General features: G+C 63.8%; 10 protein-coding genes and 2 pseudogenes. 7 read left to right on the forward strand and 5 right to left on the reverse strand.

Translation table 11 applies throughout. From position 1 onward, the window contains the following. From NFX52_RS26460 to NFX52_RS26470, 3 genes and pseudogenes are all read right to left on the reverse strand, one after another. Window positions 1–201 (reverse strand): annotated as a pseudogene (locus NFX52_RS26460) (SPOR domain-containing protein); the annotation flags it as partial. Between the two features lie 46 nt (window positions 202–247). Then, a complete protein-coding gene (locus tag NFX52_RS26465; RefSeq protein WP_055401722.1) occupies window positions 248–1,111 on the reverse strand; it encodes a biotin--[acetyl-CoA-carboxylase] ligase in 864 nt (287 codons plus the stop codon). Then, window positions 1,108–1,698, reverse strand: a complete 591-nt coding sequence (locus NFX52_RS26470; protein ID WP_055401720.1) for an SET domain-containing protein — start codon at window positions 1,696–1,698, stop codon at window positions 1,108–1,110. The genes NFX52_RS26465 and NFX52_RS26470 overlap by 4 nt, the downstream gene beginning before the upstream one ends. A 131-nt stretch (window positions 1,699–1,829) precedes the next feature. On the opposite strand from NFX52_RS26470, the gene NFX52_RS26475 reads away from it, so the two are divergent. The 6 genes from NFX52_RS26475 (at window position 1,830) to NFX52_RS26500 (ending at window position 9,859) form a co-directional block, all read left to right on the forward strand. Beyond that, complete coding sequence (locus NFX52_RS26475) at window positions 1,830–4,754, forward strand: DNA topoisomerase III (protein WP_055401718.1); 2,925 nt, start codon at window positions 1,830–1,832, stop codon at window positions 4,752–4,754. Next, window positions 4,754–4,984, forward strand: coding sequence for a hypothetical protein (locus NFX52_RS26480; protein WP_055401716.1), 231 nt, complete (start codon window positions 4,754–4,756; stop codon window positions 4,982–4,984). Before NFX52_RS26475 ends, NFX52_RS26480 begins: the two co-directional genes overlap by 1 nt. A gap of 89 nt (window positions 4,985–5,073) precedes the next feature. Then, window positions 5,074–5,850 carry a helix-turn-helix transcriptional regulator gene (locus NFX52_RS26485; RefSeq protein WP_207402156.1) on the forward strand — a complete coding sequence of 259 codons (777 nt, stop codon included), beginning with the start codon at window positions 5,074–5,076 and terminating at the stop codon, window positions 5,848–5,850. Between the two features lie 115 nt (window positions 5,851–5,965). Next, window positions 5,966–6,568, forward strand: coding sequence for a YbhB/YbcL family Raf kinase inhibitor-like protein (locus NFX52_RS26490; protein WP_228897212.1), 603 nt, complete (start codon window positions 5,966–5,968; stop codon window positions 6,566–6,568). A 71-nt stretch (window positions 6,569–6,639) separates the two neighbouring features. After that, window positions 6,640–6,990: a DUF4124 domain-containing protein gene (locus NFX52_RS26495; RefSeq protein ID WP_055401712.1), complete on the forward strand. Its 351-nt coding sequence runs from the start codon at window positions 6,640–6,642 to the stop codon at window positions 6,988–6,990. A 559-nt stretch (window positions 6,991–7,549) separates the two neighbouring features. Continuing rightward, complete coding sequence (locus NFX52_RS26500; protein ID WP_055401710.1) at window positions 7,550–9,859, forward strand: IPTL-CTERM sorting domain-containing protein; 2,310 nt, start codon at window positions 7,550–7,552, stop codon at window positions 9,857–9,859. A 123-nt stretch (window positions 9,860–9,982) separates the two neighbouring features. Here the strand turns inward: NFX52_RS26500 and NFX52_RS26505 are convergent. Continuing rightward, a pseudogene (locus NFX52_RS26505) lies at window positions 9,983–10,398 on the reverse strand (transposase); the annotation flags it as partial. 1,008 nt (window positions 10,399–11,406) lie between these two features. Here NFX52_RS26505 and NFX52_RS26510 point away from each other — a divergent pair. Next, window positions 11,407–11,709: a DUF2834 domain-containing protein gene (locus NFX52_RS26510; protein ID WP_238385753.1), complete on the forward strand. Its 303-nt coding sequence runs from the start codon at window positions 11,407–11,409 to the stop codon at window positions 11,707–11,709. Here the strand turns inward: NFX52_RS26510 and NFX52_RS26515 are convergent. Next, complete coding sequence (locus NFX52_RS26515; RefSeq protein ID WP_238385751.1) at window positions 11,670–12,542, reverse strand: helix-turn-helix domain-containing protein; 873 nt, start codon at window positions 12,540–12,542, stop codon at window positions 11,670–11,672. The two genes, NFX52_RS26510 and NFX52_RS26515, sit on opposite strands and share 40 nt — an antisense overlap. Window positions 12,543–12,611: the final 69 nt, after the last annotated feature.

Here is a 12,611-nt window from a genome sequence, read left to right on the forward strand (position 1 = left end):
AGAAGAGGAGGAGGAAGAGGAAGATGTTTTACTGGGGTTCACACGCAGGATCTGCAGCGTCTCGGGCCGGATCTGCTGGTTCATGCGCTGCGGCTCAGCCTGTTCCTCGGGGGCAAAGCCCCAGTCCTTGAGCAGCCCTTGCGACCACGCGTAGTAGCCCGCGTTGGCCAGCAGCAGTGCGATCACGGCAAGACGGAGCATGGAGCGCGGCCTTTCAGGAACATCGAGATCAACAAAGGGAGCTTCTTCACACCGGAGGCACCGCAGTGGGCCGCACGCTGATTTCGGAACTCGTGATGGCTTGCATGCCGCCCGCAGTGTGCACCAGCAGCGCGCCATCGTCCCCCACGCCGTGCGCCGTGCCGGTGTGGCCGTCGCTCAGCGTCACGGCCCGGCCCTGCAGCACATCGCGGGCTGCAAAGCGGGGCTGCATGGGGCCAAACCCGTAGCCTTCAAACGAGCGCAGCATGGCCACCAGTGGTGGCACGATGCGCAGCAGCGCGGTGGGGGCGTCCAAGCCGGGCTCTACGTCCTGCAAGCTGCCGGGCGGCATGCTCATGCCCTCGGCGCTGCGCGGCAGCACGTTGATGCCGATGCCCACCACCACATACCGTGCGGTGCTGGCACTGGCTGTTACAGCAGAGGCCGCCTGGGGCGCCACAAAACTCGCAGTCTCCACAAGGATGCCGCCCAGCTTGCGGTCACCCGCCGCGCCGCCCAGCCAGAGGTCGTTGGGCCACTTGAGCCCCACACGCGCGGGCTGGTCGGCGCCCAGAGCGGGCAGCACGGGCTGCAGGCTTTCAGCCACGCTCACCCCCACAGCGAGCGAGAGACCCGACCAATCCTGCGGCGCCAGCGGCAGCCCCAGCGACATCATGAGGGAAGCCCCCACATCGCTTTGCCACACCCGCCCCAGCCGCCCGCGCCCGGCGGTCTGCTGCTCGGCCACCAGCAGCGTGGGCTCGCACTGGCCGTTGCGCGCGCGGCGCATCAGCTCGGTGTTGGTGGAGTCGATGGTGGGCAGCACCTCGACGGTAAAGCCCGGTAACAGCGGTGACACCGCTTCCCAGATGGCCTCGGCGGGCCAGCGGATGGGGGAGGCGGCGCTCACTGGCTTCGGCCCCGTGGCTTGGTGGTTGAAGGCGAGTTGGGGGCTTTGGCTTTTTTGGCGGGCAAGGGTTTAGAAGGTGGCAGTGGCACCGGTGGTGCCCAGCCACGCTTGGGCGCCAGCAGCGTGCCCCGGCAGTTCTTGCTGCCGCACCAGCAGGGGTATTCGGCCTTGAGCTTCTTGGTGTAGCGCTCTTCGATGATCAGGCCGTAGTCGTAGTTCAGCTCTTCGCCCGCCTTGATATTGCGCAGCGCGGTGATGAAAATGCGGCCGTCCCGCTCATCGGCGTAGCAGTTGGGGTTGCAGCTGTGGTTGATCCAGCGCGACGAATTGCCGCCGAACTTTGCGTCGATCACGTGGTCTTCATCCACATGAAAGTAGAACGTGTGGTTGGGTTGCAGGGGGTCGTGTGGGTGCCGGTCCTGCGCTTCCTGCCAGCCAATCACTTCGCCCGTGTACTCCACAAGGACTTCGCCTTCCGCAATATCCTGCACGGCAAACACGCCCTTGCCATGGACGCCAGAGCGCCGGGTCTGGATGCGGCGGCCCGGTGCAAGGGTGGGGGCGGCAGGCGATGCGGAGCGGGGCATGGCAAAAACTCTGTTAACTTGATAGTGCACACATGTGTGCGTGCGCGTGCATGCGTGTGCATGCGCGTGAGACCCGAATTGTAGAAGCGCCCGGAACCCGGGCAACCAGAATGACTGGCGAGAGCCCCAAAATGACCAAGACCCTGGTAATTGCAGAAAAACCCTCTGTCGCGCAAGACATCGTGCGCGCATTGACCCCCGTGGCCGGCAAGTTCGACAAACATGAAGACCACTTCGAGAACGACCGCTATGTAGTCACCAGCGCCGTGGGCCACCTGGTAGAGATCCAGGCGCCTGAAGAGTTTGACGTGAAGCGTGGCAAGTGGAGCTTTGCGCACCTGCCCGTGATCCCGCCGTACTTCGACCTGAAGCCCGTGGACAAGACCAAGACGCGCCTGAACGCCGTGGTCAAGCAAGCCAAGCGCAAGGACGTGACGCAACTCATCAACGCCTGTGACGCGGGCCGCGAGGGTGAACTGATCTTCCGTTTGATCGAGCAATACGCTGGCGGCGCCAAGCCCCTGGGCAAACCGGTCAAGCGCCTGTGGCTGCAATCCATGACACCCCAGGCCATCCGCGACGGCTTTGACGCCCTGCGCACCGAGCAGCAGATGGCGGGCCTGGCCAGTGCAGCCCGCAGCCGGTCTGAGGCCGACTGGCTGGTGGGCATCAACGGCACCCGCGCCATGACGGCGTTCAACTCGCGCGATGGCGGGTTCTTCCTGACCACGGTGGGCCGGGTGCAGACGCCCACCCTGTCGCTGGTGGTGGAGCGCGAAGAAAAGATCCGCAAGTTCATCAGCCGCGACTATTGGGAAATCCACGCCACCTTCGGTGCGCAGGCCGGTGAATACCCCGCCAAGTGGTTCGACCCCAAGTGGAAGAAGGGCGAGGATGTGGAAGCCCGCGCCGACCGCGTGTGGTCTGCCGCAGAAGCCCAGGCGATTGCCAACGCCGTGCGCGGCAAGCAGGCCACGGTCACCGAAGAGAGCAAGCCCACCACGCAAGCCTCGCCCCTGCTGTTCGATTTGACCAGCCTGCAGCGCGAGGCCAACGGCAAGTTCGGCTTCAGTGCCAAGACCACGCTGGCGCTGGCGCAAAGCCTGTACGAGCGCCACAAGGCCCTGACCTACCCGCGTACCGACTCGCGCGCGCTGCCCGAAGACTATCTGCCCGTGGCCAAGCAGACCTTCGAGATGCTGGCCGACAGCGGCATGCGCCACCTGGCGCCGCACGCGCTTACCGCGCTGAACAACAACTACATCCGCCCGTCCAAGCGCATCTTCGACAACAGCAAGGTGAGCGATCACTTTGCCATCATCCCCACGCTGCAGGCGCCCAGCGGGCTGAGCGAGGCCGAGCAAAAGCTGTACGACCTGGTCGTGCGCCGCTTCATGGCCGTGTTCTTCCCCAGCGCTGAATACACGGTGACCACGCGCATCAGCACCGTGGCGCCCCACAGCTTCAAGACCGAAGGCAAGGTGCTGGTCAAGCCCGGCTGGCTGGCCATCTACGGCAAGGAAGCGGCCGAGGAGGTGGAAGGCGGCAAGGACGGCGACAAGGGCCAGAACCTGGTGCCCGTGAAGCCCGGTGAAATGGTCAACACCTTGCAGGTGGACCCCAAGGGCCTCAAGACCAAGCCGCCCGCACGTTATTCCGAAGCCACGCTGCTGGGCGCCATGGAAAGCGCGGGCAAGCAGATCGACGACGACGAACTTCGCGAAGCCATGCAGGAAAAAGGCCTGGGCACGCCAGCCACGCGCGCGGCCATCATTGAAGGCCTGCTGACTGAAAAGTACATGCTGCGCGAAGGCCGCGAGATCATCCCCACGGCCAAGGCGTTTCAACTGATGACGCTGCTGCGCGGGCTGGAGGTCGAAGAACTCTGCCGCGCCGACCTGACCGGCGAGTGGGAGTTCAAGCTCTCGCAAATGGAAAAGGGCCTGCTCAGCCGCGAATCCTTCATGGCCGAGATCGCCGCCATGACCGAGCGCATGGTCAAGAAGGCCAAGGAATACGACCGCGACACCATCCCCGGCGACTACGCCACGCTCGAATCGCCGTGCCCCAACTGCGGCGGCGTGGTCAAAGAGAACTACCGCCGCTTTGCCTGCGTGGGCAAGCCCGGCTCGGAAGGCTGCGGCTTCAGCTTTGGCAAGTCGCCCGCAGGCCGCACGTTTGAAACCGCAGAGGCCAACGCCCTGCTGCGCGACAAGAAGATCGGCCCGCTGGAAGGCTTCCGCTCCAAGGCGGGCTGGCCCTTCACGTCCGAGATCGTCATCAAGTACGACGACGAAGCGCACAACTACAAGCTCGAATTCGACTTTGGCGACGACAAGAAGGGCGAAGAGTCCGGCGAGATCGTCGAGTTTGAAGACGCGTCGCTGGGTGCCTGCCCCATCTGTGGATCGGAAGTGCACGAGCACGGCAGCAACTACGTGTGCAGCAAGGCCGTGCCCACCGCTGCGCAGCCCACACCGAGTTGCACCTTCAAGAGCGGCAAGATCATCCTGCAACAGCCTGTGGAGCGCGAGCAGATGACCAAGTTGCTGGACACCGGCAAGACCGACCTGCTCGACAAGTTCGTGAGCATGCGCACGCGCCGCGCCTTCAAGGCCCACCTGGCGTGGGACAAGGAGGCGGGCAAGGTCAACTTTGAGTTTGCGCCGAGCAAGTTCCCGCCGCGCCCAGGCGCTGCTGCTAAAACGATAGCTGCCAAGGCAGGCAAGACAAGCGCTGCAGCCAAAAAATCCGCCAAACCTGCCGCTGCCAAGAAGGCCCCGGCCACCAAGACCGCTGCCACCAAGGCACCGCGCAAGGCCGCCGCTGGCAAGGCCCCCAGTGCCGCGCTGGCTGCAGTGATCGGCAACGAACCCGTGGCGCGCCCCGAGGCCGTGAAGAAGATGTGGGATTACATCAAGGCCCACAACCTGCAAGACCCCAAGGACAAGCGCACCATTGTCGCCGACGACAAGCTGCGCGCCGTGTTTGGCAAGGACAGCGCGGGCATGTTCGAGCTTGCGGGCATCCTGGGCAACCACCTGGGTGGCGAATGATGCAGCCGCTCCACACGGAACACGCCGCATCGCCCGCACGGTTCGCACAAGGCTTCTGGCGCACCACGCTGGCGGCTTTGGCGGTTGCCGGGGCGCTGGGTGGTTGCAGCAGTACCGCAGGCTCCGCGCGCTCCAGCGACCCGGCCAGCCAGCAGCAGCCTCAGGGTGCCAGCGGCGTGACCGTGTTTGGCGACATTGATGTCGGCGTGACGAAAGAGCGCACGCGCTGACGGTGCTTGTGCTGCTGTCGGGTGAAGCCTGCCATCATCCGGCACAGCGCTGCGCAGATGATGGCGCTTGAGCCCCAGGGGAAAGAACGATGGGCGAACCCGCACTGTCCTTGCAGATTGCCACCACGGTCCACCACCGCATCCACACCGTCACCGTGCGTATGGATTCGGTGGGCTGGGTGGTCTCGGGCACCAAGCACCTGGTCACGCCCGGCGGCGGCCACCGCTACCCCCGCGGGCGGGTGTTTGTGCTGCCGCGTGGCGCGCAGTGGGAGGTGGTGAACGACCCGGCGCCCCAGGGCCGCTATGTGGCGCGGCTCCTGTGTTTTGCGCCCGAGCTGGTGGAGCAGTTCCACCGCCAGTTCGGCCAGTTTGCAGCCGTCCCGCCAGTGCAGGGCTGCGCAGGCCTGGCGGCCGACGCCACCTTTGAAGACAGTTTCACGCGCGCCGTGGCCGCGCTGGAGAGCGATGCCAGTTCGCAGGCACTGCGCGAACACCGCGCGCTCGAAGTGCTGCTGATGCTGGCCGAGGCGGGCATCGTCTTCGCCCCGCCGGGCGAGCTGGGTTGGGCTGAGCGCGTGCGCCGCCTGGTCGGCCCCAGCCCGCAGGCCGACTGGACGGTGGAGCGCATCGCCGCCGCCTTTGCCACCAGCGCCAGCACCCTGCAGCGCCGCCTGGCGCAAGAGGGCGAGACCGTGAGCCAGTGCCTGCGTGATGTGCGGCTGGAGACGGCGCTGGTGCTGCTGCAAAGCTCCACGCTGCAGGTGTCCGAGATTGCGGCCCGCTGCGGCTATGAATCGCACAGCCGCTTCAGCGCGGCCTTTCGCGAACGTTTCGGCTTTCCGCCTTCGCAGCTGCGGCCCTGATGGCTGCGGCTGACGCGCAGCGCACAGCCATTGACGCCGCCGGGCCAATGCGAAGGCGCGGCGCGCAGCACCATCAAGCCCTTGTCTCACACCGCTACTGCAAGGAGCTTTTCAGATGACCCACCCACTTTCACGCCCCCTTCGCTTTGGCGCCGCCATCGCGGCATTCGCCACCATCGGCTTGGCCCCTGCCGCCCACGCCCAGGCCTTCGCGCTCACCAGCCCCGACTTTGCCGAAGGCAGCACACTGCCCCAGCGCTTCGAGTTCAAGGGCTTTGGCTGTGCGGGCGACAACCAATCACCTGCCCTGCGCTGGAGCGGTGCACCCGCAGGCACCCAAAGCTTCGCCGTCACCGCCTACGACCCCGATGCCCCCACCGGCTCGGGCTGGTGGCACTGGTCGGTGGTCAACATCCCCGCCAGCACCACCGAGCTGCGGCCCGACGCGGGTGCTGCCGGCGGCGCCAAGCTGCCCGCAGGCGCCAGCCATGTGCGCATTGACTACGGCGTGGCCGCCTGGGGCGGGGCCTGCCCGCCCGAAGGCGATGCGCCGCACCGCTACATCTTCACCGTGCACGCGCTCAAGGTGCCGCGCCTGGACCTGCCTGCCGACGCCACCGCCGCGCTGGCCGGCTACATGATCAACGCCAACAGCCTGGGCAAGGCCACGCTCACGGCGCGCTACGGGCGCCCTGCGGCCAAAGGCAAGCAGCCTTGATACCGCGTGGTCGGGTGGGCGTCGTGATGTTTTAAGCTTGGTGGTCACCCACCACACCACAGACCCACCCCATGCGCAGCACCCGCGAACGCACCCTCTGGTCCATTCTGGCCGCACTGCTGCTGGCTGCCGCAGCCGCCGCATGGTGGACGGCCGACCAGTGGCTGCCCCACGCCGGGCCATGGACCGAGCAGGCCTGGAAGAAGATCACCCGCCCCGGCCCCGACACCTTGCCGCCCGGCAAGCAGCAGCCTGCCGCACAGGCCCGCTCTGCGAACAGTGGAGCGTCTGAGCCCGTGGCCCCGCAGCCGCGCAAGTGCGTGAAGGACGGCCGCACGACCTACACCGACCAGCCCTGCCCCAAGGGCACGCAGGAGCTGCCGGTGGATGGCGCTGTGACATCGCTGCCGCGCGCGCAGTAAGCGCGGCCCACGAAACCTGTCAAAGGTCCTTGCTACTTCTTGCCGCGCAGTGCCTAGCCATACCCGTTTCGTAGAGGTTGGTTTGCCGCTTTCGGTCCTGGTCCTTTGAGTCGATTCAAGATCGTTTTGGAGTTTCGTGAGTACTGCGCCAGAAGTGGGAGGCCAAGCGCAGCGTATGCCCAAGCGGTTGCCGTGAAATCTGGCCGATGAACTCGAATCTTTGACGTTTCGGCTACTTGCGTGGGCACGACCCCACGCGGCGCACCCAAAGTATCCACGTTCATCACGATGGCACGTCTATGCGATCCCCTGCGAGATCGTAAGCAGGCTTTTTGAAACGGCGAGCAGGGATCAGTCCACTGTGGGGTATTGCATGTCGTTTTTTTCCTAGCCTGCCGTGGGGCTCCGTGGGTTCAATCGGCGCATGCAATGACAGCTGTTGCTGATCGCTCCATAACGTTTTGTAAGCGACAAAACACGATCGCATTTTTGAGATCGCCATGCCATATCCCACTCAAATATTCAAAGCTCCTAGGGAGCTGTTCAGCCGCATTCGACAATGCTTCACATCCGCAGCGCTAAGAATCGCCTCATATCCGGGCACATCCTGTGGCCGAAATTTCATCCCGCGTTTGCCGATGTCATTTCCCATTCGTTCCTTCGCTGTCAACCTGGGGGGCTGATCCTCAGTTCTACGGTTTGGGCAGCCACTTTCACCGTCAACCATTCGGGGGATGCGGGTGATAGCAATCCAGGCGACGGCCTGTGCGCCACCGCAGGGGGTGTCTGCACACTGCGCGCAGCTATTCAAGAAGCCAACGCGCTTGCGGGTGCGGACACGATTCAGTTTCAGATCGGCACTGGTTCCGTCACGATCTCTCCCCAGTCAGCCTATCCCGACATCGTCGACGAAGTGAGCATCCTAGGTACAACCCAGCCTGGCTCCAGCCCGAACACAAAGGCCGTGGGCAACGATGCGGTCATCAACTTGCGTATCGACGGCGCTGCTGCCGGATCTAGCCCCGGTCTGCGCTTCATCGGTGGTGCGTCCAACTCGGTGTTACGCGGCGTGTGTATCACCCGTTTTGCCAATGGTGGCGCAGTTTTGTGGGGCGCCCTGTCAAACGTTACCATCGCGGGCAACTTCATCGGCACGGACGGTAGCGGTAGCGTGGCAGACCTGGACGGATCTCTGGGGACAGGTGTTGCCGTGCTTATTGGTAATGGCGTCACCGACAGCCTGGTGGGAGGTGATCTGCCTGCGGATCGCAATCTGCTGGTTGGGGGATATGGCATATCTGTGGGCGTCCGCGTTACTGACGGCACCACGAACAATATTTCCGTGCGCGGCAACTACATCGGCGTTGACCGTGCAGGTACACGCCCAGGCACGACAGGTTGGGGTATCCATTTCACCGAAAACACCAGCGGAAATCATGCACTGCGCAACGTGGTGGGCGGCAGCTACGGGGGCGTCCGGATTGGCAGGGGCGCGCAGGGGAATCGGGTGCAAGGCAACTTCATTGGTGTGGGGGCCGACGCAGCCACTAAGGTGGTAGGAGTGCCCACATCGGTGCTGCAATATGGCGTGCGCATCAGCGATGAAAACACCAGTTTCAACCCGCAGCGCAACCAGATTGGTGGTGTCAATGCTACCGATGGCAACGCCATTGCCTACTGGAGCGGTGACGGCGTGAGGCTGGAGCGCCAGAGCGCCACATCGCCGCCCGTGCGGTACAACGCCATACAGGGCAACCGAATTTATGCCAATGGTGGGCTAGGCATCGAGTTGGTCGATGTCTCGGCAGGCCAAGGAGCGGGAGTGTCGAGTCCCGCTCCACTTGCGATCAACAGTGGAATGCGCTTTCCAGTGATATCCAGTGCGTTCAACGACGCGGCAAACGGTACCTCGGTCGGATACTCGTTCACGGGTGCACCCAGCGCATCGTACGACATGGAATTCTTCGCCAATTCGCAATGTGACTCATCGGACCACGGAGAAGGCCAGATCTTCTTGGGGCGTGCGAGCATCTCCACCGACGGAGCGGGTAGCTACGCTGGTACTGCCACCGGCTTGGTCGGTGTGCCTGCCGGGCGCTTTATCACGATGACGGCCACAGCGGTACAGGGAGCCACCACGCGCGATACGTCGGAATTTTCGCAGTGCTTCCAGTTGGTAACCAGCAGCTTGATCGGCACGCCGCCTGTATTCAATTCGCTGCCTTCCATCAATCTTCAGGTGGGCCAGTTCTTTAACTTCTACTTGTCACCTTTCGTCACTCCCACCGATGGCGACCCTGTTTTAACTTTCGCCTTCGCCGCGCCGCCCCTCTTTGGCGGAGTCAGCTTCAACGGCACCAACGGAATATTCGCTGGGGTACCTACCGCGCCAGGGACCTATACCTATAGCCTGACTGCCAGTGATAGAGACGGGGTGTCGAATCCCCAGCAGATAACGTTCCATGTCGTGCCAGCTGGCGGCCCTGTTAGCAGCCCACCCATTCTGGGCGACGTACCCAATGCGTCCATCGCTGTGGGGGCGCCATGGAACCTAGCGCTTGCAGGGTTTGTGGTGGCGACCGATGGTGATCCCATTTTGTCCTACAACCTCGTGGGCGGGTTGCCGCCGGGTGCGAGCTTTGATTCGGTAACGGGCAATTTTTCAGGAAGCCCTGCTGCAGGCGTCTACAACTTCTCGGTGACCGCTTCGGACAAGGATGGCCCGTCCAACCCGGACATGTTCACGCTGACCGTGATAGGCGGTGGTGTCGTGCAACCGACCGCCATACCCGCGCTGGGACCTGGTGGCCTAGCGCTGCTCTCCATGCTGATGGCGGGCGTGGGGATGGTTCGCCGCCGCCGGGCCTGACGTGGCGGAGCCCCATATCGCCGCCAACGTGTTGTTGCTTGTTTCTCTGCGGCTGGCTGTAGCGCCGTAGGAGTACGAAGCTGATGCAACGCTGCTGCAGGATGCATTTGTTGATGCTTTCTTTCAATGGCGACATCTCCCCAGGTCGGCCTGAACCCAGCAAGTCGTGATGATGGTCGCACGATGCTGGGCACTCTTGAGTTTGCTGCGGGCGGTGATGTTGAGCTCGTCGAGGTTGGCCGGGCAGAAGTTGGCCAAGGCATGCCGCTTGAGCAAGGCTCACAAGAACTCCACGGGATTGAGATCCGGAGAGTACGGAGGAAGGAACGCCATCTGGACATCACCACCTATGCAGTCCAGATGGCCGCGCACGAGCTTGCTGCGATGCGCCTTCAGACCGTCCCAGATGATCAGCAGCGGCCGCTTCAAGTGCGCCCGCAGCGCCTTGAGGAACTCGACATGCTGCTCGTTCTTGATCGAGCCCTCGTGCAGCCGGGACAAGCACGCGTGGGGATGAGCCCGGCGATGACGCAGAAGTGAGCGATTCCGGGATTCCCGCTAGCGCCTACACATCGAACGGTATTGCACTGACTGCACCAGTAAGTTGGTTTGCCAACAGCGCAAACCCAGTTTTCTCTGACAGCACGGGAGGTGGCACAGCCAGTTCTCGCGACCCCGCAGGTATTGGCGGCGTACAGATGAAAATCGCTAACTGGAAGCTGTGTTCTGCCTTTGTTGCCCCCGCCGGAGCAACGCCTGTTCCAACCCTGGGCGAATCGACTCTGGCGCTGCTGGGCATTGCGACAGTTGCCGTTGGCGCTCGCCGCCTGCGCCGCCACTTCCGACCGACAGCAGGAACTTAGCCTTAAGAGTACCCAATTGGGTAGCCCTAGAATGCATTTGTCGGTCTGCGTTTCTGCCGTGGAGTGGGCTTAACCTATTCTCCTGACGTGGTGTATTGCTCGCGCACATGTTCGCCGACCAGCTGTGTACGCTGTGCCCTGGCCTGCGAAGGCGACCAAAACGATCCACGACCCCGACACCTTGCCGCCCCCTCTCTATCGCAGCCAGCGCGTTACGGCGCCGTCGAGCCTGCTGCGCTGTAACCACGCAAGTGTGAGCAAGACTGCCATACCTCCGACATCGACGACCCCTGCTATAGGTGCTCAAGTTACGCCATTGGATAGCGTTGTGAACTGGCTGCCCCTGCGCAATAGGGGGTGCGCACTGTAGGCTGCGACAGCCCCGCCTGTCGCAGGTCGGATGTCGGCTTTTTCCTAGCCCTCAAGGAACTGCGTGGATGTAATCGGTACATCGATTCATTTCAACCACGCACGCCCTTAGCAGCAGATTTGCGCTTTCAATCACCATTCAATCCGTTTAGGCAGAGCCAAGTGTTTGGTACAGGCATGTCGCATGCTTTACGCGACGCTGAGACGAATCAGCTTGAACGGATCGTTGGAGGAGAGCAGTTCTGAGCAAACGGGGCGCCAAGACCTATGAAAAGTCAAAAGCAAACCCACAAACACCTGCGCACATTTTTCTCCATGCTGGCTATCGCGGGCTTGGCCGTCCCTTGGTACTTCAACACCGTGTACTTTCTATCAGGCGGCAGCGTGATGCCCGACGTTTTCTGGCGCGATGCCTTTGCCAATGCATTGACCACCGGCATCACCCTCGACGTGTACCTGGCCGCCGTGGCGTTCTCCGCCTGGGTGGCGGCAGACCGCAGCCTGGGCGCGTGGCGCTGGGCTTACATCGCGGCCTGCTTTGGCATTGGCCTCGCGTTTGTGATGCCGCTGTACCTGGCTCAGCGCTTGCGCGTGGGCTCCACGGGTGGGGCAGGTTGATTCGGTAGGGTCTGTGCCCCAATCTGCAAGGGCCAGTGCGCGGTCAGCGGGCTGCGCGTGCCCTGCACCAGGGCCTGCAGCGGGTGGCCCGCCAGCCTGCGCACATCGCGCGCCATGTGCGACTGGTCGTAGTAGCCCTGGTCTGCCGCCAGGTCCACCACCGGGCCGCCGGGCGCGGCGAGGGCGTTGCCCAGCGCGCTGTTCAGCCGCGCAATCACCTGAAACTGCTTGGGCGCCATGCCCCAGTGCGCCACAAAGCGCCGTTCAAACTGCCGCTGGCTCAGGCCCATGCGCTGATTCGCGCTTGGGGCATCGTCGTGGGCCGCCTGCAAGAGGGCCAGGGCTTGCAGCCGCCGTGCTTCACACGGTGACGGCGGCGCGACCAGCTGCCGGACGAACTGGCACAGCACCGCGATCCGCGCGCCGTCATCCTGCGCCGCATGCACGCCGTGCTCCACCTCGGTCCACCCAGGGCCCACCAGTTCTGCCAGCGGCCGCAGCGTGTTCACCAAACCGCGTGCGCTGGCAAACAGTGCAGCCGCGGCTTCAGGCTGCAACACCAGCCCCACGGCCCGCACCGGCCCACCGTGTTCGTACACCGTGGCCGTGGTGCTGGCGCTGATCCAGGCCGCTGGCGGCACCAGTGCGCCCCGGCAATGCACCTGCCCGGCCAGCCGCACCACCACCATGCTCGACACCATGGCCGGGAATTGCGACTGCGCCAGCTCCGCCGGGGCGTCGACCACCACCCCCGCCATCAGCCAGGGCTGCAAATCAGAGGGCACGGGCACAAAACGCTGCATGCCCGTATTCTGCACACGGTCGTGCCCCATGCATTCCTCCAGCCACCCGCGCGACATGCGCCTGCCGCACCGCCCGACTATCCTTGTTGTTTCAATACC

The organism is Acidovorax facilis (genome assembly GCF_023913775.1).
In the GTDB taxonomy this organism is placed as follows: Bacteria; Pseudomonadota; Gammaproteobacteria; order Burkholderiales; family Burkholderiaceae_C; genus Acidovorax; species Acidovorax facilis.

Bases quoted from the DNA above. Each gene is read 5' to 3' on its own strand.
- NFX52_RS26470 (WP_055401720.1), bottom strand. From the start codon at position 1,698: ATGCCCCGCTCCGCATCGCCTGCCGCCCCCACCCTTGCACCGGGCCGC.
- NFX52_RS26475 (WP_055401718.1), top strand. From the start codon at position 1,830: ATGACCAAGACCCTGGTAATTGCAGAAAAACCCTCTGTCGCGCAAGAC.
- NFX52_RS26480 (WP_055401716.1), top strand. From the start codon at position 4,754: ATGCAGCCGCTCCACACGGAACACGCCGCATCGCCCGCACGGTTCGCA.
- NFX52_RS26485 (WP_207402156.1), top strand. From the start codon at position 5,074: ATGGGCGAACCCGCACTGTCCTTGCAGATTGCCACCACGGTCCACCAC.
- NFX52_RS26490 (WP_228897212.1), top strand. From the start codon at position 5,966: ATGACCCACCCACTTTCACGCCCCCTTCGCTTTGGCGCCGCCATCGCG.
- NFX52_RS26495 (WP_055401712.1), top strand. From the start codon at position 6,640: ATGCGCAGCACCCGCGAACGCACCCTCTGGTCCATTCTGGCCGCACTG.
- NFX52_RS26500 (WP_055401710.1), top strand. From the start codon at position 7,550: ATGCTTCACATCCGCAGCGCTAAGAATCGCCTCATATCCGGGCACATC.
- NFX52_RS26510 (WP_238385753.1), top strand. From the start codon at position 11,407: ATGCTGGCTATCGCGGGCTTGGCCGTCCCTTGGTACTTCAACACCGTG.
- NFX52_RS26515 (WP_238385751.1), bottom strand. From the start codon at position 12,542: ATGGGGCACGACCGTGTGCAGAATACGGGCATGCAGCGTTTTGTGCCC.